Origin of the sequence: Pseudomonas sp., assembly GCF_030150285.1 — a bacterium.
Classification (GTDB): Bacteria; Pseudomonadota; Gammaproteobacteria; order Pseudomonadales; family Pseudomonadaceae; genus Aquipseudomonas.
The window spans coordinates 1-24934 of record NZ_JASLGE010000049.1; the positions used below are offsets into that span (position 1 = coordinate 1).

21 protein-coding genes are annotated in these 24934 nt (G+C 59.0%); 11 read left to right on the forward strand and 10 right to left on the reverse strand.

From position 1 onward, the window contains the following. Positions 1–422 precede the first annotated feature (422 nt). Together Q1W15_RS11225 and acnA are read right to left on the reverse strand one after the other, a co-directional pair. The gene (locus tag Q1W15_RS11225) at positions 423–1988 is read right to left on the reverse strand and encodes a PAS domain-containing methyl-accepting chemotaxis protein (protein WP_300727901.1); all 1566 of its coding nucleotides are present in this window, start codon (positions 1986–1988) and stop codon (positions 423–425) included. A 146-nt stretch (positions 1989–2134) separates the two neighbouring features. Continuing rightward, entirely contained in the window at positions 2135–4876 is a 2742-nt protein-coding gene (acnA, locus tag Q1W15_RS11230) for an aconitate hydratase AcnA (protein ID WP_300727904.1), read from the reverse strand. Between the two features lie 215 nt (positions 4877–5091). Between acnA and rlmM the strand changes: the two genes are divergently transcribed. The 3 genes from rlmM (at position 5092) to pdxB (ending at position 7700) form a co-directional block, all read left to right on the forward strand. Beyond that, positions 5092–6168 carry a 23S rRNA (cytidine(2498)-2'-O)-methyltransferase RlmM gene (rlmM, locus tag Q1W15_RS11235; protein WP_300727907.1) on the forward strand — a complete coding sequence of 359 codons (1077 nt, stop codon included), beginning with the start codon at positions 5092–5094 and terminating at the stop codon, positions 6166–6168. Between the two features lie 14 nt (positions 6169–6182). Further along, positions 6183–6428, forward strand: coding sequence for a sulfurtransferase TusA (gene tusA / locus Q1W15_RS11240; RefSeq protein ID WP_300727910.1), 246 nt, complete (start codon positions 6183–6185; stop codon positions 6426–6428). Positions 6429–6557: 129 nt separating this feature from the next. Then, on the forward strand, positions 6558–7700 hold the full coding sequence (pdxB, locus tag Q1W15_RS11245; protein WP_300727913.1) for a 4-phosphoerythronate dehydrogenase PdxB: 1143 nt from the start codon (positions 6558–6560) through the stop codon (positions 7698–7700). A gap of 61 nt (positions 7701–7761) precedes the next feature. Here pdxB and Q1W15_RS11250 read toward each other — a convergent pair whose 3' ends face one another. Further along, positions 7762–7938, reverse strand: a complete 177-nt coding sequence (locus Q1W15_RS11250) for a PA1571 family protein (RefSeq protein WP_300727915.1) — start codon at positions 7936–7938, stop codon at positions 7762–7764. 320 nt (positions 7939–8258) lie between these two features. Continuing rightward, entirely contained in the window at positions 8259–8864 is a 606-nt protein-coding gene (locus Q1W15_RS11255; protein ID WP_300727918.1) for a TetR/AcrR family transcriptional regulator, read from the reverse strand. 160 nt (positions 8865–9024) lie between these two features. Here Q1W15_RS11255 and Q1W15_RS11260 point away from each other — a divergent pair, with 160 nt between their 5' ends. The 4 genes from Q1W15_RS11260 (at position 9025) to Q1W15_RS11275 (ending at position 14937) form a co-directional block, all read left to right on the forward strand. Further along, a complete protein-coding gene (locus tag Q1W15_RS11260) occupies positions 9025–10191 on the forward strand; it encodes an ATP-NAD kinase family protein (RefSeq protein WP_300727920.1) in 1167 nt (388 codons plus the stop codon). A gap of 35 nt (positions 10192–10226) precedes the next feature. Beyond that, a complete protein-coding gene (gene gcvPA, locus Q1W15_RS11265; RefSeq protein ID WP_300727924.1) occupies positions 10227–11630 on the forward strand; it encodes an aminomethyl-transferring glycine dehydrogenase subunit GcvPA in 1404 nt (467 codons plus the stop codon). Continuing rightward, positions 11627–13183: an aminomethyl-transferring glycine dehydrogenase subunit GcvPB gene (gcvPB, locus tag Q1W15_RS11270; protein ID WP_300727927.1), complete on the forward strand. Its 1557-nt coding sequence runs from the start codon at positions 11627–11629 to the stop codon at positions 13181–13183. Before gcvPA ends, gcvPB begins: the two co-directional genes overlap by 4 nt. A 131-nt stretch (positions 13184–13314) precedes the next feature. After that, the gene (locus tag Q1W15_RS11275; protein ID WP_300727930.1) at positions 13315–14937 is read left to right on the forward strand and encodes an acyl-CoA synthetase; all 1623 of its coding nucleotides are present in this window, start codon (positions 13315–13317) and stop codon (positions 14935–14937) included. Between the two features lie 124 nt (positions 14938–15061). Here the strand turns inward: Q1W15_RS11275 and Q1W15_RS11280 are convergent, their stop codons facing one another. Further along, positions 15062–15343, reverse strand: a complete 282-nt coding sequence (locus Q1W15_RS11280) for a pyrimidine/purine nucleoside phosphorylase (protein ID WP_300727932.1) — start codon at positions 15341–15343, stop codon at positions 15062–15064. A 79-nt stretch (positions 15344–15422) separates the two neighbouring features. After that, positions 15423–15965, reverse strand: coding sequence for an exonuclease domain-containing protein (locus Q1W15_RS11285; protein ID WP_300727935.1), 543 nt, complete (start codon positions 15963–15965; stop codon positions 15423–15425). A gap of 230 nt (positions 15966–16195) precedes the next feature. On the opposite strand from Q1W15_RS11285, the gene Q1W15_RS11290 reads away from it, so the two are divergent. Further along, positions 16196–16972, forward strand: a complete 777-nt coding sequence (locus Q1W15_RS11290; RefSeq protein ID WP_300727996.1) for an ABC transporter substrate-binding protein — start codon at positions 16196–16198, stop codon at positions 16970–16972. A gap of 40 nt (positions 16973–17012) precedes the next feature. On the opposite strand, the gene Q1W15_RS11295 is transcribed toward Q1W15_RS11290, so the two are convergent. From Q1W15_RS11295 to dsbD, 4 genes are all read right to left on the reverse strand, one after another. Next, positions 17013–17561, reverse strand: coding sequence for an RNA polymerase factor sigma-70 (locus Q1W15_RS11295; RefSeq protein WP_300727938.1), 549 nt, complete (start codon positions 17559–17561; stop codon positions 17013–17015). Positions 17562–17740: 179 nt separating this feature from the next. Next, on the reverse strand, positions 17741–18514 hold the full coding sequence (gene dsbG, locus Q1W15_RS11300) for a thiol:disulfide interchange protein DsbG (RefSeq protein WP_300727940.1): 774 nt from the start codon (positions 18512–18514) through the stop codon (positions 17741–17743). After that, positions 18493–19365: a TlpA family protein disulfide reductase gene (locus Q1W15_RS11305; RefSeq protein ID WP_300727943.1), complete on the reverse strand. Its 873-nt coding sequence runs from the start codon at positions 19363–19365 to the stop codon at positions 18493–18495. The genes dsbG and Q1W15_RS11305 overlap by 22 nt, the downstream gene beginning before the upstream one ends. After that, positions 19366–21105, reverse strand: coding sequence for a protein-disulfide reductase DsbD (gene dsbD / locus Q1W15_RS11310; RefSeq protein ID WP_300727946.1), 1740 nt, complete (start codon positions 21103–21105; stop codon positions 19366–19368). It abuts the gene before it with no gap. A gap of 154 nt (positions 21106–21259) precedes the next feature. Here dsbD and Q1W15_RS11315 point away from each other — a divergent pair, with 154 nt between their 5' ends. The 3 genes from Q1W15_RS11315 to cycA all read left to right on the forward strand — a co-directional run bounded on the left by Q1W15_RS11315 (position 21260) and on the right by cycA (position 24880). Further along, the gene (locus Q1W15_RS11315) at positions 21260–21940 is read left to right on the forward strand and encodes a response regulator (RefSeq protein WP_300727949.1); all 681 of its coding nucleotides are present in this window, start codon (positions 21260–21262) and stop codon (positions 21938–21940) included. Continuing rightward, positions 21937–23262, forward strand: a complete 1326-nt coding sequence (locus Q1W15_RS11320; RefSeq protein ID WP_300727951.1) for an ATP-binding protein — start codon at positions 21937–21939, stop codon at positions 23260–23262. The genes Q1W15_RS11315 and Q1W15_RS11320 overlap by 4 nt, the downstream gene beginning before the upstream one ends. Before the next feature lie 214 nt (positions 23263–23476). Then, positions 23477–24880 (forward strand): D-serine/D-alanine/glycine transporter, encoded by a 1404-nt coding sequence (gene cycA / locus Q1W15_RS11325; protein WP_300727954.1) that lies wholly within the window; start codon positions 23477–23479, stop codon positions 24878–24880. The last annotated feature ends 54 nt before the right edge of the window (positions 24881–24934 follow it).

Genomic DNA, 24934 nt, shown 5'->3' on the forward strand with positions numbered 1-24934 from the left:
TCCTTGGCCGTGTCGCGGCTAACCCGGCGTCCTGCCGGGTTACCCACTGCGCAAAACCTGCGTTCGGCCAGCGTGGTTTAAGGGGGCCCTTTAGATCAAAAGCCAGATCAAAAGATCACGAGCAAGCTCGTTCCTACAAACTCTGCCATCCGTGATCCGTAGGAGCAGCCGGTGGACGCTCGATTGCTCGCGATCTTTTGATCTTTAAACGCTCAATGATGCCGCGCTGTCGTGCCGCAATCCTATCCATTGCTGCGGTCACGGCCACTTGAGGTTCCGGCTTTACGCCGTGCCACTTTGAAAAGCTGTAGAGACCGGACACATGGTTGACGGGGGCCCTTGGATCAAAAGCACGTCGGTGCTTTGAAGTGCCCCCCAGCTCTTTGCGGGCCAGCGCGGTGTCGAAGACGGGGCAGCCCCTTCTACCGGTTAAAGCGCTCTACCAGTGAGTACTGGCTGTTGACGGTTTGGGTCAGCTCTTCGCTCAGCAACGCCGAGTGCTGAGCCTGCTCCGACGTCTGGTCCGCGAGATCGGCAATGGTGCTGATATTGCGACTGATCTCTTCCGCCACTGCACTTTGCTCCTCGGTCGCCGCTGCAATCTGGGTGGTCATGTCGGTGATATTGGCCACCGCGTCACTGATGCCCACCAGCGCTTCATCCGCCTCAAGTACCCGCGCCACACCTTCTTCGGCCTGACGATGACCGGCGTTCATGGTGTGTACGGCGGTCGCCGCGGTTTGTTGCAGTTTGGCAATCAAGCTGTGGATCTGCCCTGTCGACAGGCTGGTGCGTTGCGCCAGTTGGCGTACTTCGTCCGCAACCACGGCAAACCCGCGACCCATTTCACCGGCGCGCGCGGCTTCGATCGCCGCGTTCAAGGCCAGCAAGTTGGTCTGGTCGGCAATGCCTTTGATCACATCGACAACACCGCCGATTTCATCGCTGTCTTTGGCCAATTGCGTCACGGTGGCACCGGTTTCGCCCACCACGATTGACAAGCGCTCGATGGCTTCGCGGGTTTCGCCGGCGATGTCCCGGCCGCGACGGGTCAGGCGGTTGGCTTCCTGAGTGGCGTCTGCCGTACGCTGCACGTGGCTGGCAACTTCTTGTGTGGTCGCGGCCATCTGGTTGACGGCAGTCGCCACTTGCTCGGTTTCCACGCGCTGGCGCTCAAGCCCTGACGAGCTTTTATGGGCCAGGATATCGGATTGACGGGCTTGCTCGCTCAAATGTTCGGCGGTGTCTTGCAAACGTGTCAGGCAGGTTTTGAGACGGGCTTCCTGGCTCAGGATCGACATTTCCAGGCGCGCCTGCGGGCCGCGGCTGTCCGTGTACATCTGTGCAATCAGCGGGTCGGAGGTGGTCTGTTCGGCCAGGCGCAGCAAGCGTTTGATGCCGCGCTGCTGCCAAGTCAGGCCCAGCAGCCCCAGCGGGATTGATAACAGGGCGGCCAAGGCAAAGCCCCAGCTGGAGTTGAACAACGCACCAATCATAAAACTCAACTGGCTGACCAGAATAAACGGCAGCCAGTCCTGTAGCACCGGCAGCCATTTGTCACGTCGTGGTACCGCCGGTTTGCCACGGTTGAGCCGCGAGTACAGCGCTTGTGCGCGTTGCACCTGTTCAACAGTCGGTTTGATTCGTACCGATTCGTACCCCACCACGCGTTCGTTCTCGAACACCGGTGTCACGTAGGCATTGACCCAGTAGTGATCGCCATTGCGACAGCGGTTCTTGACGATGCCCATCCACGGCAGACCCTTTTTCAGGGTGCTCCACATGTGTTCAAACACCGCTGGGGGCACATCGGGATGGCGCACAAGGTTGTGGGGCGCGCGTATCAACTCATCACGCGAAAAGCCGCTGATTTCGACAAAAGCATCGTTGCAATAGGTGATCATGCCCTTGGCATCGGTGGTGGAAATCAACCGTTGTTGAGCAGGGAATGTGCGTTCGCGCTGAGTGATAGGCTGGTTGTTACGCATGTCGTGTCAATCCGCAAGGCTTTGACAGGCTGTCGGCACAGTGGGGCGTTTATTTAATTTATATTTCAGAGGGGGAGCAGGCGGTCGACGCTCGCGTGCTCGCGCTCTTTTTATGCCTAAAAGAGCGCGAGCACGCGGGTGAAGGTTTATGACGCGATCAGTTGCCGCAGCACGTAGTGCAGAATGCCTCCAGACTTGAAGTATTCCACTTCATTTAGCGTATCTATCCGACAGAGCACATCGACACGTTCCTGTTGGCCGGTTTCGCGGGTGATGACCAGTGTCAGGTTCATGCGCGGCTGCAACTCGGCACCGGTGAGTCCCAGAATATCGAGGGTTTCTCGGCCGGTGAGGTGCAGGCTTTTGCGGTTCTGGTCCAGTTTGAACTGCAGTGGCAGAACACCCATGCCCACCAGGTTAGAGCGGTGGATACGCTCAAAGCTTTCCGCAATCACCGCCTTGACGCCCAGCAGGTTAGTGCCTTTGGCCGCCCAGTCGCGGCTGGAGCCTGTGCCGTATTCCTGACCGGCAATCACCACCAACGGTGTGCCTGACGCTTGGTAGCGCATGGCGGCATCGTAGATTGGCATTTTTTCCCCGGTGGGGATGTAGATCGTCTGACCGCCTTCTTCGCCGCCCAGCATTTCGTTGCGAATACGAATGTTGGCAAAGGTGCCGCGCATCATCACTTGGTGATTGCCGCGCCGCGAGCCGTAGGAGTTGAAGTCCCGAGGCTCCACGCCCTTGTCCCGCAAATAACGTCCGGCCGGGCTGTCAGCCTTGATATTGCCGGCGGGGGAGATGTGGTCGGTGGTCACCGAGTCGCCCAGCAGCGCCAGCACCCGCGCCCCTTGAATATCGGCAATGACCGGAAGGGGGCCGGTGATGTCTTCGAAGAAGGGTGGGTGCTGGATGTAGGTAGAGTCGGGTTGCCAGACGTAAGTGGCCGCTTGCGGCACCTCGATGGCTTGCCACTGTGCATCGCCCGCAAACACTTCGGCATATTCCTTGTGGAACATCCCGGTGTTGACGTTGGCCACCGCGTCGGCGATTTCCTTCTGGCTGGGCCAGATATCTCGCAGGTACACGGGTTGGCCATCCTTGCCAGTGCCCAACGGCTCGTGGCTCAGGTCAATGCGCACGGTGCCGGCCAAGGCATAGGCCACCACCAACGGCGGTGAAGCCAGCCAGTTGGTTTTGACCAGCGGGTGTACCCGCCCTTCGAAGTTTCGGTTACCTGACAGCACCGACGCTACGGTCAGGTCAGCCTGGGTAATGGCTTTTTCGATGGGCTCGGGCAATGGCCCCGAGTTGCCAATGCAGGTGGTGCAGCCGTAACCCACCAGATCAAAACCCAATTGGTTCAGGTAGGGCGTCAAGCCCGCCGCCTGGTAGTAATCGGTCACCACTTTGGAACCCGGAGCCAGCGAGGTCTTTACCCAGGGTTGGCTTTTGAGGCCTTTCTCCACCGCTTTTTTGGCCAGTAACCCCGCCGCCATCATCACGCTGGGGTTCGAGGTGTTGGTGCAGGAGGTGATGGCGGCGATCACCACGGCACCGTGTTTAAGGCGATAGGTATGCCCTTCGAAGCTGTAGTCTGTTTCCCCGACCAAGTCCGCATTGCCGACGGCTACACCGCCACCGCCTTCACTTTCCAGGCGACCTTCATCTTTGTTGGCGGGCTTGAATTGCAGGTTCAGGAAGTCACTGAAGGCCTGCCCGACGTTTGGCAGCGCCACCCGGTCTTGTGGGCGCTTGGGCCCGGCCAGGCTGGCTTCTACGGTGCCCATGTCGAGGGCCAGGGTGTCGGTGAAAACCGGTTCTTGCCCGGCCTCACGCCACAGGCCCTGAACCTTGCTGTAGGCCTCGACCAATTTGACCGTGGCCTCCGGCCGTCCGGAGAGGCGCAGGTAGTCGAGGGTAATGTCGTCAACCGGGAAGAAACCGCAGGTAGCGCCGTATTCCGGGGCCATGTTGGCCAGCGTGGCGCGGTCGGCCAGAGGCAGTTCGGCCAGCCCGTCGCCATAAAACTCGACGAATTTGCCGACCACACCTTTGCTGCGAAGCATTTGCGTGACGGTCAGCACCAGGTCGGTGGCGGTAATGCCTTCCTTGAGCTTGCCGCTGAGCTTGAAGCCCACCACTTCAGGGATCAGCATCGACACCGGTTGCCCGAGCATGGCCGCCTCGGCCTCGATGCCGCCCACGCCCCAGCCCAGTACCCCAAGGCCGTTGATCATGGTGGTGTGCGAATCTGTGCCGACAAGCGTGTCCGGGAACGCATAGGTGCGGCCGTCTTCGTCTTTGGTCCAGACCGTGCGGCCCAGGTATTCCAGGTTGACCTGGTGGCAGATGCCCGTACCCGGTGGCACGACACTGAAGTTGTCGAAGGCATCCTGGCCCCAGCGTAGAAACGCATAGCGTTCGCCGTTGCGCTGCATTTCGATGTCGACGTTTTGCTCAAAGGCGTTGGCGCTGGCGAAGCGGTCGACCATCACGGAGTGGTCGATGACCAGGTCCACGGGTGACAGCGGGTTGATGCGCTGCGGATCGCCGCCGGCCTTGGCCATGGCGGCTCGCATGGCTGCCAGGTCGACCACGGCGGGCACGCCGGTGAAGTCTTGCATCAGCACCCGGGCCGGGCGGTATTGGATTTCGCGGTCGCTGCGTTGCGTGTTGAGCCATGCAGCCAGCGCCTTGAGGTCCTGCCCGGTGACGGTTTTACCGTCTTCCCAGCGCAACAGGTTTTCCAGTAGCACCTTGAGCGACATGGGTAAACGGCTCAAGTCGCCCAGCGTTCGGGCGGCGAGGGGGAGGCTGAAGTAGTGATAAGTCTTATCGTCGACTTTTAGGGTAGAGAGGGTATTCAGGCTGTCGAGGGAGGACATGAAATGACTCCTTGAGACCCGCACGGCACGGGTCGTGTGGCGCGAATAGAGTGTCTAAAGTAGCTGCCAATCATCGTTCTGGCTAATAACTGGACTGTCTGTAAGGGTTCAAGGTTCCGAAGTCAGCTATCATGCGCGCCTTTTTGTGACAGTCCTTGCGCCAAATCAAGGATGCGCGGCTGGCCAATGTCCGCCTGCTGCCCAGGAGTAACTCAATGAACACCGTTTTTTTGCATTGCCGGCCCGGTTTTGAAGGCGAAGTGTGCTCGGAAGTCGCCGAACACGCGGCGCGCCTTGCTGTATCCGGCTACGCCAAGGCCAAGCCGGACTCGGCCTGTGCCGAGTTTGTGTGCACCGAAGAGGGCGGCGCGGCGCGCCTGATGCAAGGCTTGCGCTTCGCCGAACTGATCTTCCCTCGCCAATGGGCCCGTGGTGGCTTTATTGCGCTGCCCGAAACCGACCGCATCAGCGTCATCCTTGAGCACATGGCGGAGTTTCCCGTGTGCGGCAGCCTGTGGCTGGAAATGGTCGACACCAACGACGGTAAGGAACTGTCCAACTTCTGCAAGAAGTTTGACACCCACCTGCGCAAGGCCCTGATCAAGGCCGGCAAGTTGGTGGAGAACGACGACCGCAAGCCGCGTTTATTGCTGACGGTTAAAAGTGGTCGAGAGCTGTTTCTGGGCCTGGCCGAGTCGGACAACTGCGCGATGTGGCCCATGGGCATTCCTCGCCTGAAGTTTCCCCGTGAAGCCCCGAGCCGTTCGACCCTCAAGCTGGAAGAGGCCTGGCATCACTTTATCCCTCGTGAGGAGTGGGATGAGCGGCTGCACAGTGACATGACCGGCGTTGACCTGGGTGCAGCCCCTGGTGGCTGGACCTGGCAACTGGTGAATCGCGGCATGATCGTCACGGCCATCGACAACGGCCCGATGGCCGAAAGCCTGATGGACACTGGGCTGGTGCAACATTTGATGGCCGACGGTTTCACCTTCAAGCCCAAGCAGCCCGTGGACTGGATGGTCTGCGATATCGTCGAAAAGCCGGCGCGCAATGCTGCCATGCTCGAAGAGTGGATCGGTGAAGGCCATTGCCGCGAAGCGGTGGTGAACCTCAAGTTGCCGATGAAGCAGCGGTATGCCGAAGTGCGACGCCTGCTTGATCGTATTGCGGATGGCTTCAAGGCGCGCGGTATTCAGGTCGAGATTGGCTGCAAGCAGCTGTATCACGACCGCGAAGAAGTGACCTGCCACTTGCGTCGGCTGGACGTAAAAAAACCAAAATCGCGCTGATTCAGGAGTAATTGATGAACGATGACCTGCCGGTTGACGGCACCTTGGACGCTACCGGCCTGAACTGCCCGGAGCCGGTGATGATGTTGCACCAACACATTCGCGACCTGAAACCGGGAGGCTTGCTCAAAGTCATTGCTACCGACCCGTCCACGCGCCGCGATATTCCCAAGTTTTGTGCGTTTCTGGACCATGAACTGGTTAAGCAACAGGAAGCCGCAGGCACTTACCTGTACTGGATCCGCAAAAAGCAAGGCTGACCCTGCTACCTGAATCGCCACCGCGGGTGGCGACAGGTCGCTTGGGGCTTGGCGGCCCGCGGTACTCTGCCTGACTGGCCCATTGTGCTTAACCAGGCCTACACTGCCCGTCCGCCAAAGGAGCCTGCCATGTTGATTGTTGCTGACGAAAACATTCCGCTGATCGAAGCGTTTTTTTCTGAGTTCGGTGAGATACGCCGCTTGCCCGGCCGCCAGATCACGCGCGCCGATGTGCATGATGCGGATGTGCTGCTGGTGCGCTCGGTGACGAAAGTGGACCGCGACCTGCTTGAAGGCAGTGCCGTGCGCTTTGTGGGCACCTGCACCATTGGCACCGACCACCTGGCGTTGGACTACTTCGATCAGTCAGGTATTCAGTGGGCCAGCGCCCCCGGTTGCAATGCCCGTGGCGTCGTCGATTACGTGCTGGGCAGTTTGCTGACGCTGGCCGAAATCGAGGGTGCCGACCTCAATCAGCGCACGTACGGCGTGGTAGGTGCCGGCGAAGTGGGTGGGCGTTTGGTCACTGTGTTGCGCGGCCTGGGCTGGAAGGTGCTGGTGTGCGACCCGCCGCGTCAGGCTGTTGAAGGCGGTGACTACGTCAGCCTCGATCAGATCATTGAGCAATGCGATGTGGTCAGCCTGCACACACCGCTCACCAAAAACGGCGACAACGCCACGTGGCACTTATTCGACGAGGCGCGGTTAAACCGCCTGAGCACCGGCACTTGGCTGATCAATGCCAGCCGTGGCCCGGTGATTGATAACGCCGCCTTGCGCACGGTGCTGACCCAGCGAGACGACCTGCAAGCGGTGCTGGACGTGTGGGAGGCCGAGCCTGAAGTGGACGTGGCATTGGCGGACTTGTGCGTGCTGGCCACGCCCCATATCGCGGGCTACAGCCTGGACGGCAAGCAACGCGGTACCGCGCAGATCTATCACGCGCTGTGCGATGTGCTGGGGCATGTGCCCGGGGTGCGTCTGGCCGATTTGTTGCCAGCCCCGTGGCTGGGCCAGGTCGAACTGAGTGCGGACACTGACCCCGCGTGGGCGTTGGCCATGGTGTGCCGGAGCGTTTACGACCCGCGCCGAGATGATGCGGACTTTCGTCGCAGCTTGGTTGGCAGTGCCCAGGCGCAGAAAAAGGCATTCGATGCACTGCGCAAACACTACCCGGTGCGCCGTGAAATCGAAGGGTTGGCGGTGAAGGTGCACGGCGATTCGCCGGTGCTGCGCCAGATGATCGGCGCGTTGGGGGCTGTTCGGGTTTAGGTCGCTACGTCCACGGCAGGCACTGGCCAAGCTGCGCCTGCCGTGGGTAGCGTTCGCAAGATCAGTCCTGGAGTGCAGGCCTGACCAGGCGCTGATCCAGTTCGGCGCAGGCTTTTTGGATCATTTCTTCAGTGATCGAGACTTCATTGCCCTGTGCATCAATGATCGCGCACCCCAGAGACTGGTTGGGTTGGGTGCGAAAAACCGCTAATTCTTGAATGGTGTGTTGTAAGTCCATGGCCTGTCTCCTCATCAGGGGGTAGCGCTACTGTAGGTCCGTTTAATGACCAAGCCGTGACAGGGCTTGGCGGCGAGTGTCAGTCCAACAGAAATACCCTGAAACTTCCACCCTTGCGTTAGAACATCGCGACCTAGGGTCTGTACGAAATGTTTTCGAGCGAAGGTTGGGCAAGGCGAAAACAGGCGAGGAAGCGGAGTTTACGGGTTGTAAATGAGCATTCCGAGCCTGTTTTCAACGCCGCATAACCGAGCGCAGATACATTTCGTACAGAGCCTAGGGTGTACGAAAAGTTATTGAACGAAGGCCAGGAAGGGCGATTACGGACTCACCGAGGGTTTGGTCAACAGCAATCCGGATGCCAGGGTGCGGAAACTATCGACGGCTTTTTCAGAGGCGGTGTGAGGAGCCTCGGCGTGAGCAATCCACAAGGAAGCGCCAAGCAGTGCCCCCATGATCAGGCGCGCCGTTGCTTCGGTGTCGACCTGGCGGATCGTTCCTTCATCCATCAGCTTTTGTAGGCAGCGTTGAGTACTGCGGATACAAGCACTTTGACTCGGCCATTGCGACGGATCACCCAGCACCGCGGGGCCGTCGAGGAGCACGATGCGCTGAATTTCCGGCTCCAGTGACATCTTGATATAAGCAATGGATTCATCGATAAACCCCTCCCAAGTCGTGCTGGCCGCTTCGATAATCACCGATAACCGTTGCGTCATCTCGCCATCGATCTGGGCGATAACGGCCTGTAGCAAGCCCTTTTTGTCACCAAAGTGATGGTACAGAGCCCCCCGCGTCAGCCCCGCTTGAGCGGTGAAATCGTCCATCGAACTTTCTGCATACCCCTTCACCGCAAATGCGTCTCGGGCAGCTTTGATGAGTTTGCCGCGAGTCTCCGCAATCATGTCCGAACGCTTCTGCGCCATTGGTCGTCGTTCCTTTAAATAATTTAGCATACGACGCGTATGCTAGTTGACATACGCATCGTATGTCGTATTGTGTCTCACATACGAGGCGTATGCAATGACTCTGAGCGGTGTGCTCTCAGGCGCTGGTGCCTTGCTATTTCCCACAGGATACCGAGCAATGAGAGAACAGCGCGATCTCCCTATTTCACTGCACCCCACAGGCCAGGTCAAAACCTTGGGGTTTATCGTCAACCCGGTCGCCGGGATGGGCGGACGAGTAGGGCTAAAGGGCACCGACGGTGCTGAAGTTTTGCAGGAAGCAAGGCGTCGTGGGGCCAAGCCCTTTTCTAACGACAGGGCCTTGATCGCGCTCAAACGTCTGGCGGCATCAACGACGCCCTTTCGACTGATGACGGGCTCTGGGGACTTGGGAGAGGACGTGGCGCGCGCTGCCGGCCTGGAGCCCATTGTCGTCTACACGTCACCGCCTGGGTCGAGCCGGCCGGCTGACACCCGCAATGCCGCGCTCGTCATGGCGTATGCCGCTGTCGATTTGCTGCTCTTTGCCGGGGGCGATGGCACCGCGCGGGATGTGCTGGAGATGGTCAGTGACCGTATTCCAATCCTCGGTATCCCGACGGGGGTGAAAATGTATTCAGCGGTCTTCGGCACCACCCCCGAAAGTGCCGGAAACCTTGCCGCTCGGTTCATCGGTGCGCAGTCCTCGGTGCGGTTTCGCGAGGCCGAGGTCATGGACATTGATGAGGCCGCCATGCGCAACGATCAGGTGTCGGCACGCCTTTATGGCTACGCACGCAGCCCCCATGCCCGCCACCTGACGCAAAACGCCAAGGCCGGGTCCATGGCCACCGAAAACATGGCGCTCGACGCGGTGGCCCGGCAGGTCGTCCGGCAGATGAAACCCGGCTGGCTTTACCTGTTGGGCCCCGGCACCACCACCCGGCGGGTCATGACCGAATTAGGGCTGGCTTCGACCCTGCTTGGCGTGGACGCGGTCATGGACGGAACGCTGATGGGCGCAGACCTCAATGAGCGCGAATTGATCCGCCTGACAGAAGGGCATCAGGCCTGCATCGTGACCAGCGTCCTGGGCGGTCACGGCAGCCTGTTCGGCCGTGGTAATCAGCAGATCAGTGCCGAGGTTATCCGCCGGGTAGGGCGCGACAACATCATCGTCATCACCTCCATGGACAAGCTCCTCTCCCTCGATGCCGGCTGCTTGCGTGTCGACACCGGTGATGCGCAAGTCGATGCCATGCTCAGCGGCCATATACGTGTGCACACAGGGCCAGACCGGTCCGTCTTTTTCAGGGTTCGAACCTGATCAATTGTTTCATCTGAAAACACGAGGATAAACCCATGAGTCATCATGTTGCCCACCCCTATATGGCGAACTCTGTTCCTGCGCTTAAACAGGCGATGCTCGACTCGATTGGTGTTGACAGTATCGAGGCGTTATTCGAGCAAATACCCCCTGAACACCGTCTGCAACGCCCGATGAATTTGCCACCGGCGCTTAATGAAAGCGAGCTACGTCGGCATCTGGTCAGCCTGCTGGCGAAGAACAAAACCTGCGAGCAAAACCTGAACTTTTTGGGTGCTGGCTGTTGGCAACATCACGTTCCGGCCGCGTGCGACGAAGTCGTTCGCCGCAACGAATGGCTGACCTCAGTCTTTGGTGAGCCCAGTTCCGACCACGGTCGTAACCAAGCCTGGTTCGAGTTCTGCAGCCAGCTCGGCGAACTGCTGAACATGGACCTGGTCGGCCTGCCTGTGCGCAGTTGGGGCTGTGCGGCGGGCCACGCCATTCGGATGGCCACCCGAATCACCGGGCGCAGCGAAGCGGTGGTTGTCCGTGCCATCGACCCTGAACGGCTTTCCATCATCCGCAATTACTGCGAACCCGTTGAAATGCCGGGCCATATCGCTGTGAGACTCGTCGACTTTGACCCGAAAACGGGCTTGCTTGATCTTGATCACCTGCAAACCTTGATCGGTGCGCAAACGGCAGCCGTCTATTTCGAAACACCGTCGTACTTCGGTGTGATTGAACAGCAAGGCGCGGAGATTGCCGCCATTGCCCATGCCGCGGGAGCCCAAGTCATTGTAGGTGTCGACCCGATCTCCCTCGGCGTGCTGGCCGCTCCCATTGATTTCGGAGCCGACATCGTGGTGGGCACCACTCAGCCATTGGGTGTGCATATGAACTGTGGCGGCGGGGTCAGCGGTTTCATTGCGACCCGCGACGAAGAACGCTACGCCCACCAATACCCGACGCTGTTTATCAGCATTGCCGAAACCACTCAGCCGGGTGAATACGGTTTTGGCCTGAGCCTTTTCGAACAGTCATCTTACGGGCTGCGTGACAAGGGCAATGATTGGACCGGTCACTCGGTTTACATGTGGGCCATCGCCAACGCGGTGTATATGGCGATGATGGGGCCCAAAGGCTTCGAGGATGTGGGCAATCTCATCCTGCAACGTGCGCATTACGCGGCGAAGCTGCTGGGAGACATTCCGGGTGTGGAAGTGACCTTCCCAGGCGGCTTCTTCAAAGAATTCGTGGTGAATGTCGACGGTACCGGGCTGAGCGTTAAGGAGATCAACCAGCGACTGCTCGCGCTCGGGATCTTCGGCGGTAAAGACCTGACACAAGACTTCCCTGCGCTTGGGGCCAGCGCCCTGTATTGCGTGACCGAAATTCATACGCAAGCCGATATTCAGCGCCTGAGCGCCGCACTCCAAAAGGTAATCTCACAATGAGCACGCCCCTCAAGCAATACCATGCACCCGTCTGGAACGAACCTGTCATTCTGGAGATGGGCTACCCCGGCCGTCGCGGTGTGATCTTTTCCGACGTAGAGGCTGATGTACAAGCAGCCGTCGGGAGCGCCGATGGCTTGATTCCACCGAGCATGCGGCGCGCCAGCCAACCCGCGTTACCGCAAATGTCCGAACCCGAGGTGTTGTATCACTACTTGCGCCTGTCGCAGCAGACGCTAGGCATGATGAACATCAGCCTGTTCGGGACCTGCACCATGAAGTACAACGCCCAGATCAACGAGGCAATGGCTTGGCGTCCTGAAATCACCCATGTTCATCCGTACCAGGATGAAGACACCCTGCAAGGCGCACTGGAAGTGGTGCACGGCATGGATATGATCCTGCGTGAGCTGTCCGGGATGGATCAGTTCATCTTCCAGGCCGGCGGCGGCGCTGACGCGGCGTACACCAGTTGCGCCGTGACCCGCGCCTACCATGAGTCCCGCGGTGAGCTGGCGCAGCGAGACGAGATCATCACCACGATCCAGACTCACCCGAGCAGCGCCGCGACAGCCGCTGCCGCCGGGTTCAAGGTGATTACCCTGATGCTCGATGAGAACGGTTACCCGTCGCTGGAGTCGCTCAAGGCCGCCGTGTCCAATCGCACCGCGGCGCTGATGGTTAACAATCCCGACGACATGGGCGTGTACAACCCGCAGATCCGCGAATGGGTGCAGGTGGTCCACGAAGCCGGGGGGTTGTGTTTCTACGACCACGCGAACTTCAACGGAGCGATGACCAAGATTCGTGCACGCGAGCTCGGTTTCGATGCGTGCATGTTTATGCTGCACAAAACCTTCGGGGCACCGAAAAGTGGGGTGGGGGGGCCCGCAGTGGGGGCCTATGGTTGCTCGGCGCAGTTGGCTCCGTTCCTGCCGGCACCGGTGGTGGCTTTTGACGGTGAGCGTTACAGCCTGGATTTCGATCGCCCGCAGAGCACTGGCAAGGTTCGCGAGTTCTGGGGCAACGTCCCGGTCATCCTCAAGGCTTACGCGTGGTCCCGGGCCATGGGCGCAGAAGGGATGGCGCAGGCGTCAGACCTTTCGGTCCTGGCCAATAACTATATGGAAAAAGGCCTGCTGGCGATTCGTGGCGTGACGCGTTCACACCCTGAGGCCAAGAGTCACCGCATGGAGATGACGCGTTACAGCCTTGAACAACTTAAAGAGGACACGGGGGTCGACGTCCATGACGTTCAAAACCGCATGAGCGATTTCGGTATTGACCCGATGTGGAGCAGTCACCATCCGTGGTTGGTACCGGAGCCCTTTACCCCCGAGGCGGGCGAGATGTACGGCAAAGAGGCGCTGGACACCTGGATTGCTGTGCTTGCGCACATATCCGATGAGGCTTACTCCAACCCGGATATCGTCAAGACCTCGCCGCACAATCAAGCGATTCACCGACTAAAGAGCGCACCGCTGGAGGACCCGGCTCATTGGGCCATGACCTGGCGCGCGCACCTTCGCAAAACCCGTCAACAGACGGATTAACCCGACGCTTCCTGCGCAGCCGCCCCGTCGTTCAGACAGGGCGGTTTTAGAACCTGAACAGAGCTAACAATCAGCCATGGGAGTTTCCAGCACGGTCAAACAGGCTGGGAATGTCCCCACAGGATACCCTCATGTCAATTTTCGAAACGGGCCTGGCACCTACGGCCGTCAACCATATTGCCCTTTCGCCTCTGAGCTTCATTGAGCGCACAGCCACGGTCTACGGTGAATATCCTGCCGTGATCCACGGTGCCATCCGGCGCAACTGGCAAGAGACGTATGAGCGCTGTCGGCGTCTGGCCAGTGCGCTTGGCAGGCGGGGTATCGGCAAGGGCGATACCGTGGCGGTGATGCTGCCTAACATTCCGGCTATGCTCGAAGCCCACTTTGGTGTGCCGATGATCGGTGCAGTGCTCAACACCTTGAATGTGCGCCTGGACGCTCAGGCCATTGCGTTCATGCTTGAGCATGGCGAAGCCAAGGTCTTGATCACGGATCGAGAGTTTCACGCGGTAGTTCGTGAGGCCTTGAGTACGCTTGCTCACCCGCCGCTGGTGGTCGATGTGAACGATCCCGAGTACGGCGAAGGCAGCCCCGTCAGCACGTTGGATTATGAAGCCTTTCTGGCTGAAGGTGATCCACAGTTCGCCTGGCAATGGCCTGAGGATGAATGGCAAGCCATCTCGCTCAACTACACGTCCGGCACCACGGGCAATCCCAAGGGCGTGGTTTATCACCATCGTGGGGCCTATCTCAATTCATTGGGCAATCAGATAACGTGGGCCATGGGGCATCACCCTGTGTATCTGTGGACCTTGCCGATGTTCCATTGCAATGGTTGGTGCTTTGCGTGGACGGTGACTGCACTGGCTGGCACTCACGTGTTTGTGCGCTGTGTTGATCCGCACAAGATTCTTGCGTTGATTCACGAGCATCGGGTCAGTCACCTGTGCGGTGCGCCGATTGTTCTGAATGGGGTGGTCAACCTGCCCGATTCGGCCAAAATCACCCTCGATCATCCTGTCGACGTCATGCTGGCAGGTGCGGCACCGCCGGCCAACGTCATTGGTGCGGTTGAGGCGATGGGCATCAAGGTGACCCATGTGTATGGCCTGACGGAGGTCTACGGCCCAGTGACCGTGTGTGCCTGGCAAGCCCCATGGGACGATCAACCGCTGGATGAACGTGCAAGGATCAAGTCGCGCCAAGGCGTGCGTTATCCCACCCTCGAAGGGCTGATGGTTGCCGATGCGCAAACCCTGGAGCCGGTCCCCATGGACGGCACACGTGTGGGCGAAATTTTTATGCGCGGCAATACGGTCATGAAGGGTTATTTGAAAAACCCGCAAGCGACACGAGAAGCTTTCGAGGGGGGCTGGTTTCACACCGGGGACCTTGCGGTTCGCCACCCTGATGGCTATGTCGAAATCAAGGATCGCCTCAAGGACATCATTATTTCGGGCGGCGAAAACATTTCCACCCTCGAGGTCGAAGACGTGCTGTATCGCCACCCGGCCGTAATGGAGGCCGCCGTCGTGGCTCGTCCGGATGAAAAATGGGGCGAAACCCCCTGCGCCTTCATCACGCTCAAAGAGGATGTTCACGACCTTCGGGAAGCGGACATCATCCTGTTCTGTCGCGAACATCTAGCCGGCTTTAAAGTGCCGAAAACGGTCGTGTTCAGCGAATTGCCAAAGACATCGACAGGCAAGATCCAGAAGTATTTGCTACGCGATTGGGCTCGCGCACTCTGAAAAAGCCGCCAAGGTAAACGGGGTGATCGCGCATCGCTCGGCGCGGGTCAATTTAATGTGCGGGTGAGTCGGCGGGCGGCCTGCAGGCGCGAACAGCACGTGCCTGCAGGCCGTGAGGCGTGACTTAGCGGTATTCGCACAAATAAGCCGTTTCAACAGCCACTTCCAGCTGGAACTTGCTGTTAGCCGGCACGTTGAACACATCGCCCGTCTTGAAGGTTTCAAACACGTCGCTGCCTGGCAGTTTGACGCTCAGTGCGCCCGATACCACGTGCATGATTTCATGCTGGGCTGTACCGAATTCGTATTTACCGGGGGCCATGACGCCAATGGTGGCTGCGCCTTCGGTTTGCGTGAAGGCAATCGACTTGACGGTGCCGTCGAAGTATTCGTTGACTTTAAACATGGCGATTCCTCGGAATGGGCTAAAAAAGGCTGGCCAGTATGCAGAAGCGGTTTTATCCCGTCACGCCCTTTTGCCGTGTCTATACCTTGAGAATCAGCGGCAGCAACCGCGCGGTGTTACGGGCGTCTTCAAGGGCGCGGTGCTGTTGCCCGTTGAACTGCATACCGGCCAGTTGCAGGGCACTGTTGAGCCCTAGCGGGCGTTTTAATTGGCGAGCCTGGGCAAATTGCTGTTTGAGGTTCATATGTGGCAAGCGGGCCAGCACACTGTTCAGGTGTTTCTGTTGCCATTCTTGCTCAAGTTGCTTGCGGTCGTAGTCACCCCAACTGGCCCAGCCCTCGAGTTGCGGCAAGTGCTGGCCAAGCCAGCGTTCAAATTGCTCCCATACCTGGGTCATCGGTGCGCCTGCATCGATGCTGGTTTGGGGGATACGCGTCAGTTGACGGCAAAAGGGCGTCAGCAGCGGGCGCCGCTGAGGCCGAATGAAGCGTTGAAAGTGGTCGACTTCCCGCCCTGTCCGGGTGACCACGCTGGCACCGATTTCAATCACCTCCATTTCTTCCAGGGGCCAACCGCCATCGTCGGTAGTGGCTTCCAAGTCAATTACCAGCCAGTGAGGCATGTGCAGCTTCCTTAAACAGCATCGGCGTGAAGCCCAAGCGTAGCTAAAGCACCGATGAGAGGCACTTAATTTATGTCTGCTCGGTCGTCTACTTGCTTGATAAGTCATGCACGCTTAAATTACCTGCGCACTCGATTTCAGGTCTTGTGCGGATCAAACCGTTCCAGTGTGTGCGACACCTGAGGTGAAGGGCTTTGAAGTGTTTGCCAGTGTGTATAGTCCGAAGCCTGATGCTTGCCATGGGTACGATTGTGCTGACGCCGGTTTGGGCGGCTCAGGAAGTGAGAGTGGGTGCGGCGCATTTCCCTCCCTATACCGTTCGACCTGAGTGCGGTGTTGACACGGGTCTTTTGCCGCAATTGCTTGAAGCATTGAATCAATTGCAAAGTGATTTTCACTTCGTGATCACCCCGACCTCGAATGCCAGGCGCTTTCGGGAGTTTGCGCAGGGGCGTGTAGATATGGTGCTGTTCGAAAACCCTGCCTGGGGCTGGCAGGGCATTGCTCATGACCGCGTCGACATGGGTCTTCAGGATGCCGAGGTGTTTGTTGCCAAACGCCAGCCCGAACGGCAGCAGTCCTACTTTGATGATATCGCCAGCAAGCGCTTGGCGTTATTCAACGGCTATCACTACGCCTTTGCCGGGTTCAACGCTTCGCCCCAATATTTGAGCACGGCCTTCCAGGCCATCCTGACGTATTCCCATGAAAGCAATTTGATGATGGTTGTGCGCGGGCGGGTCGATATTGCGCTGATCACGCGTTCTCATCTGGCTGACCTGCTACAGCACAATGCTCAGGCCAAGGGGCAGGTGATGGTGTCCGACCGCACGGACTACATTTATCGCCACGCTGCCTTGTTAAGGCCTCACGGGCCCATCACGCCTCAGGCGTTTGCGCAGATGATGGAGGCACTTCGTGAGAATGGTCGGCTGACAGAGATCTTTGCGCCTTACAATGTAGCGGTCGTCGCGCAAGAGCCGGTGAGAGAGGCAGTCGTGCCCTGAGCCTGCAGGGCGGCGAACAGGTTTTGGCGCCGCGGGCCGTTTACCGCCGGTGGAACGTGTCCGGTTGCGTGCCAGACACCTTGCGACAATGGATCAACGTGTCGCGAATCATAAAGTTCACCAGTGTCGGCGATACCCCGAGTTCCTTGGCAATGTCCTTTTGCTGCACACCGTGCAACCGGTACATTTCGAAAGCATAACGGGTGCGGCTGGGCAGCTCAGTCAAGGCTGTTTCGATCTTTTCCAGTGTCGAAAAATTGATATGCGAAATTTCCGGAGATGCGCCGTGAATAAAGACATTCAGGCCTTCTTCTTCCGTGCCTGAGTATTTTTGTTCCAACGCTTGCTTGCGGTAGTGGTCGATGGCCAGGTTGCGCACGATCTGAAACAGATAGCTCAGTTGAGCCTTGAACGAGGATGTAATAGGGGGCGCAGAAAGTAGACGGAAGAAAGCATCCTGCACCACATCTTCTGCCCTGGACCGGCAACCGGTGATGCGCGTTGCGATTTTGATCAGGATGAGCCGGTTATCAATAAAGGCCTGAAGTAAGGGTGAATCGCACCTGCTTGTGGACGCTTGTTCCGTCATGGAAACCACCTGCTGCTAATGAATGAGTGCAGGCCTCAGTCGAGCCTTACACAGCTAGCAACAAATTAGTTTGAATGATAATTATTGTCAAATGAGAATGGAGTTGTTTTCTGCTGGGTGGGCCTTGGCTGGCGGTCAGTACCGCGCCTGGGCACGCAGCGAACCCAGGCGCATGTCGGTTACTTAGGGCCCAGGATTATCACCAGCTTGTCGGGCGAGGGTGCCCCTTGCTGCTGTTGCAGGTTGCCTTGTTCGTCCAGATAGAAGATCGCGGGTGTCGCCGCGACATCCAGTTCGGTCATCAGTTGAGCGTTGGCGTCCAGTTTGGCCTGGATATTGGCAGGGATAGTGGCTAATGGCTTTAGTTTACTGGCTTTGCCCGCCTTTTCATGCTCACTCAAGGCTTGTTGCGGGTTTTTGGCGGCCAGCAGCGCGGCGGACTTGGCCGGGCTGTCCTCACGGATAATGCCGACCATGATATGGCGCAGTTGCACTTTACCTGCCTCTACCCACGGGCGTGCCTGTTCCCAGAACATGTTGCAGTAAGGGCAGTTGGGGTCGCTGAACAGGTAAACGATGCGCGGTGCATCGGCTTTGCCGTCGGCAATCCAGCTGCTTTTTTCCATGTTGGCCCAGACTTCCTTGGCCATGGGTTCGTACACCAGTTTTTGCAGCGGTGCGAGGCTCAGGTCCTTGCCGTCTGCGTCGTACAGGTTACCCACCAGCACATTGCCATCTTGGGTCAGGTACAACGCCATTCCGCGGTTTTGGTACTGGGCCGCATAGCCGCGCAGGCCGCCGGGGGCATCGAAACTGCCAATGATTTTTGCACCTTTGGCCTCGATTTTTTTAATCGCAGGAGGCAGGTCTTCAGCGTGCAGTACGGGTGATTGCAGCAGGGCTGCACCCAGCAGAGCGCTCACGCTCAGGGCTAGCAGTTTGCGGTTAAACATGTGGGCTGATTCCTTGCAGGGTCGGCCTGATGGGCCGACATTGAATTATTCAGGTTAAAACTTTCCAGGGCGCGGGCCAGGCTGGCTTGGGACAGTTCGCCCAAGTGGCTGCCCAGCAGGCGTCCCTCGGGGTTGTAGAACAGGGTAGTGGGCAGCGCCATCGAGCCAACTTTCTGGCCCAGTTGGCCGCCATTGTCGAACAACACATTGCTGAGGTTGAGGCCCTGGGTCTCCAGGAAAGTGCTGACGCTCTGCATGCTCTCGCCCTGATTGACGAACAGAAAGGTGACATCCTGATGCTGGTGCTGCGCATTTTGCAGCACGGGCATTTCCCGACGGCATGGCGGGCACCAGGTGGCCCACAGGTTGATCACCAAAGGGCCACCCTGGTAACTGCTCAATTGCACCGATTCGCCGTTAGCATTACGTAGCACCATTTCTGGCAAACGGGTGCCTTGTTCATAAAGCGTGGACGAGAAACTGGCCAATAGCCAGAATGCCAGGCCGGTACCAAGGCCCCAACCCAGCGGGCGGCGCAGCCCAGGGCGACGACGACCCCACAGTACTGCGCCGAGCACCATGGCAATCAAGCCCGGCCACACTTGAAAGCCGCCGTCGCGCAGGTCGAGTATTTGCAGCCAGTCCTGGCGGAAATAACGCCAGTAACTGATGACAAAGCCGATACGGGCGGCGAGCAAGCCCACCAGAAACAGGCTGAACAACACTGACTCAGGGTTTTCGCCACCGCGCTTGGCCACTCGCCAGCCCACCAGTGTCGCCAGGGCGAGGGCCAGTATCAGCAGCAAATGTTGGATTGCCAGCGCAAACGAACCGATCGTCAGGGTGAGCATTTATTGGCGTTCCCGTGTGGCGTTCCAATTATTTAAAAAGGCTTCGGTGTTCACCTCACCGGTAATGCGTTGCGCGCGACGCTCCTCACCGTTAGGGCCGACCCAGACAAACGTGGGCGGCCCAGGTACTTGATAGCGGCTGAGCAACTCGCGGCTGGAGGCATTGTCGGCGGTCACATCAAGGCGTAACAGGCGCACGCCCTGCAAGGCTTCCATCACCTGGGGCTTGCTGAAGACCTGTTTCTCCATGACCTTGCACGACACGCACCAGTCGGCGTAGTAGTCGAGCATTACCCATTGGCCCTGGGCCTTGGCGCTGGTCAGTTCACGGTCCAGCTCGGCAGGGTCAGTGACGGTGATAAACGCATCATGGGCAGTCGGCGCGCTGTTGCCCGCCACGGTGTTGGCGGTGTACACCTGCAACGGTTGCCACAGGTCGTTACCACCCCCGGCAGCGCCCACCAGCATCAGGGTGCCCCACAGGCCTGCCAGCAGGCTCAGCGGGCTGAACAACGGCTTGGCCCGCACAAACGTCTGCGCTTGCCGCCACAGGCTGTTGGCCAGTATCACCAGCCATACGCCCCACAGGCCGAGCCACAGCGATTCATCCAGCACCGGCCGTACCAGCACCAGTGCGGTGCCCAGGAACAGGAAGCCGAACAGGCCTTTCATCAGGTCCATCCATGCCCCCGGTTTAGGCAGAAAGCGGCTGCCGACCGTGACCAGTAACAGCAGCGGCACGCCGATACCGACGCCCATCACAAACAGCACCAGAGCGCCTTGCAGCGCATTGCCGCTTTGCGCGATAAACAGCAAGGCCCCGGCCAGTGGTGCGGTCATGCACGGGCCTACCAGTAGCCCGGACAAGGCCCCGAGAATGGCCGCCCCCACCAGGCTGCCGCCCTTGCGGCCGCGGCCGGCGGTTTCCAGGCGATCGCGCAGCGCAGCGGGCAACTGCAATTCAAAGAAGCCGAACATCGGCAGCGCCAGGATCACGAACAGCGCGGCAAAACTGCCCAGCACCCACGGTTGCTGCAACAACGCTTGCAAGTTGGCACCCAGCATGGCCGCCAGCACACCCAAGCCGGCGTACACCAGCGCCATGCTGAACACATAGCTGCTGGCAATGGCCAAGCCGCGTCCGCTGCGGGTACCGCTGCCGACCACCAGCCCTGCCAGAATCGGCAACATTGGCAGTGAACACGGGGTAAAGGCCAGCAACAGGCCAAGGCCGAAGAACAGCAACAGGCTCCAGCCCAGCGAGCGTTGCTGCAGGCTGGCGGCCAGTGACTGGTCTTGGGCCTGGCCTTGCGCGGCAACCGCTGACGTGCCGCCCAGATCAAGGGTCTGGCTTTGCGGCGGGTAGCACAGGCCCGCATCGGCGCAGCCCTGCCAGGACACCTTGACCTGGCCGTTGGCACCGGCCGGGATCAGCAGTTCCACGTCGTTGCGATACACCTGCGTGTCACCAAAGAATTCGTCACTGTGGGCCAGCCCTTCCGGCAGCACGGGCGTGTGTGCGGCATCAAGCCCATCGAATTTGAAGCGCTTCTGATACAGGTAGTAGGTGTCTGCAATTTTCCAGTGCAAGCGTGTTTCGCCGGAGGGCAGCGGTTCCCACGTGAACACGAACGCTTTGTTGGCCGGCAGAAAGTCGGGTTGCGCGAACGGGTCGTCGGCGCTGCGGGCTTGGGCCAGACCGGCAAAACACACCAGCAGCAGGGTTAAAAGCAAACGCATGGGAAAACCTTGGACAGATATAAGTGGCGCTACAGTGCAAGCGATCGATTAACCGATCATTAAACCGACGAACAGCAGGTTGGCCTGTTATCGCTGCTAATCTGGCCTTAATCTCATCACCTTTTAATCAGTCAATTTTTACACGGGTATCAGCATGCACGTACTGGTTTGCGAAGACGACGAACTGATTGCCAGCGGTATTGTGGCCGGCTTGACTGCCCAGGGCATGACCGTCGAACACGTGGGCACGGCCAGTGCGGCGCGGGCCATACTGAAAGTGGCCGAGTTCGACGTGATGGTGCTCGACTTGGGCCTGCCGGATGAGGATGGCCTGAAGTTGCTGCAACAGTTGCGCCAGCACGGGCTCGAGTTGCCCGTACTGGTGCTGACCGCCCGTGATTCGGTGACCGACCGGGTAGACGGCCTGCAGGCCGGTGCCGATGACTACTTGCTCAAACCGTTTGACCTGCGCGAACTCGCAGCTCGCTTGCACACACTGTTGCGCCGCGTGGCGGGGCGCAGTGTCAACCTGATCGAACACGGCCCGCTGAGTTACGACCCCAGCAGTCGCATGACGCTGCTGGCGGGTCAACCCGTGGACTTGTCCCGCCGTGAGCAAGCGTTGCTGCATGCCTTATTGCACAACCGGGGGCGGGTGCTGTCCAGTGAGCAACTCAAAGACAGCATCTATGGCTTTGGTGATGAACTGGAGAGTAATGCCCTGAACGTCCATATCCATCACCTGCGCCGCAAACTGGGTAACGGCATTGTTGAAACCGTGCGTGGCCTGGGCTATCGCCTGGGGCCGGCCGATGGTGCCGAGCCCGCTTCATGATGAGCCTGCGCCTGCGTTTAAGCCTGGCCATCGGCTCGGCCTTTGTACTGGTCTGGGCGCTGGCGGCGGCCTGGATGCTCAGCGACTTGCGTCAACAAATGATGTTTTCTCTCGATCAACGCCTTGTGGCGTCGGCACGCATGGTCGCGGGTCTGCTTGAGCAATTGCCGCACATGCCGGAAAAAGGCGAGGGCGCTCAGTTTAGTGCCGAGCAACTGACTATCCCGGGGGGGATGGCCTGTCAGGTCAGCTCATTGCGTGGCGAAGTCCTGGCTCGCAGCCACAACAACCCGGGCCAGCCTTTGAAATCGCTGGCGGCCGGTTTTCATGACGAAATGATTGACGGTGCCGCCTGGCGCAGCTTCACGCTGGACCGCGGTGACTTGCGCATCACCACGGCCGACCGCCAGGTTGAGCGCGAGGCGCTGAACCTGTCTGTGCTGCTGGCGGCCTCGGTGCCGGTGGGCATGGCATTGATGGTCTGCCTGTTGCTGCTGTGGCTGGGGATCGGCCATGGGCTGGCCCCCCTTAACCGCATCCGTGATGCTCTGATGCGCCGCAACGCAGACGCGCTGCAACCGCTGCAAATCGGTCCGTTACCGAGCGAGTTGCAGCCATTGGTGGATTCGCAGAACCAGTTGTTGACGCGTATCGCCAAAGCGATCGAGCGTGAACGCCGCCTGACCGGCGATGCCGCCCACGAACTGCGCAGCCCGCTGACGGCGATCAAAACCCACCTGCAGGTGGCTCGCATGACGCAAGGCGAGGCCCGCGAACAATCCCTGGCCCACGCCGAGGCCGGGGCTGACCGTTTGCATCGCACTCTGGAGCAGTTGCTGTTGCTGGCCCGCGTAGAGGGCAGCCTGTCCTTTGATGACGGGGTACAGTGCAGCGCTGAGCAGGTGGCGCAACTGGCCATCAACGATGCGGCCACGGGTGCGGCAGGGCGTATCCACTTGCGGGTGCAGCCTGGCTTGCCGAATGTTGCACTGGAAGTGCCATCGGTGCTGGCCATTGCCGCGTTGCGCAACCTGCTGGATAACGCCGTGCGTCACACGCCAGCAGACACACCGGTGGAATTGAGTGTGCGACAGCAAGGCGACTGTGTGCATTTTGTGGTGCGTGATCACGGTCCCGGTATTCCCGCTGAGCATCTGCAACAGATGACTCAACGTTTTTGGCGCAATGGCAACAGCAACGGGTGCGGGCTGGGGCTGGCGATTGTGCAGGCGATCGTCGAGCGCTGCGGCTGCGAGCTGAGCTTTGATAACCAACCCGACGGGCTCAGGGTTGAACTGCGCATGCCACTGAAAAAAGTCTGACGCCATTCCCTATCAATGAATGAAGCGAGCCGTGAGGGCTGCACTGCCCCTCACGGTTCAAGTACCGCGCGCAGGCACTTTTCGTTCCGCAGATAGCAAAAGGCCGTATACACTTGCTTCCTGCTTGTTTAACCCCCCGCGTTATAGCCGCCAGGCGCTCTGTGCTTGAACTTGTGAACGCTATAAACACGATTCCACTGCAAGGTAATTAACCATGAAGCATTCAACGCTTGATCCCCGCCCGGACGGGGAAAAGCCTGAGCTGCAGCGCAGTTTATCCAATCGTCATATCCAGTTGATCGCCATTGGGGGGGCCATCGGTACAGGCCTGTTCATGGGGTCGGGAAAAACCATCAGCCTAGCGGGCCCTTCGATCATCTTCGTGTACATGATCATCGGCTTTATGCTGTTTTTTGTGATGCGCGCTATGGGCGAGTTGCTGTTATCCAACCTCAACTACAAGTCATTTATCGATTTCGCGACCGATTTGTTGGGGCCGATGGCAGGCTATTTCACGGGCTGGACGTATTGGTTCTGCTGGGTGGTAACGGGTATTGCTGATGTGATTGCGATTTCCGGTTACTCGCAGTTCTGGTTCCCGGCCATTCCATTGTGGCTACCGGCTATTGCGTGTGTGGCCGTGCTGCTATCGCTGAACCTGCTTACGGTGAAGATGTTCGGTGAGCTTGAGTTCTGGTTCGCCATGATCAAAATCGTGGCCATTTGCGCGTTGGTGTGCACCGGGTTGTATATGGTTATCACCTCGTTCGAGTCCCCGGCGGGTAACACTGCCTCGTTGACAAACCTGTGGAATGACGGCGGCATGTTCCCCCATGGGTTGATGGGGTTCTTCGCCGGCTTTCAGATCGCAGTCTTTGCCTTTGTCGGCATTGAGCTGGTGGGCACCACCGCCGCCGAAACCAAAAACCCGGAGCGCAACCTGCCACGGGCGATCAATTCAATCCCGTTGCGCATCATCATGTTTTACGTGTTTGCGCTGATTGCCATTCTGGCCGTGACCCCATGGCGCGATGTGGTGGCCGATAAAAGTCCTTTCGTTGAATTGTTCATCCTTGCCGGTTTACCGGCTGCTGCCGGCGTCATCAATTTTGTGGTGCTGACCTCGGCGGCTTCGTCGGCCAACAGCGGCGTGTTTTCAACCAGCCGCATGCTTTACGGCCTGGCGCTGGATGGCGAAGCGCCGCGCAAGTTCAAGCAGTTGTCGCGCCGCTCGGTGCCGTCCAACGGGCTGATTTTTTCCTGCACTTGCCTGCTGATGGGGGCGCTGGTGATTTACCTGGTACCTAACCTGATGGACGCCTTCACCCTGATCACCACGGTCTCGGCCACCCTGTTCATGTTTGTGTGGACGATGATCCTGCTGTCCTATCTGGCGTACCGTAAAAACCGCGCAGCGTTGCACAGCGCGTCGGCGTACAAGATGCCCGGCGGGAAGTTTATGGTCTGGGTTTGCCTGGCGTTTTTCGTCTTTATTCTGGTGCTGCTGGCCCTGGAAGATGACACCCGCCAGGCGCTGTTTGTCGTGCCGTTGTGGTTCGTGGTACTGGGGCTGGGTTACCGGTACATTCAGCGCAACAAAGCGTTGAGTGCCAAATAGTCTTTTCGCATTGGCCTTAACGGCTCGCGCCTACGGGCTTTCCCTATCACTGGG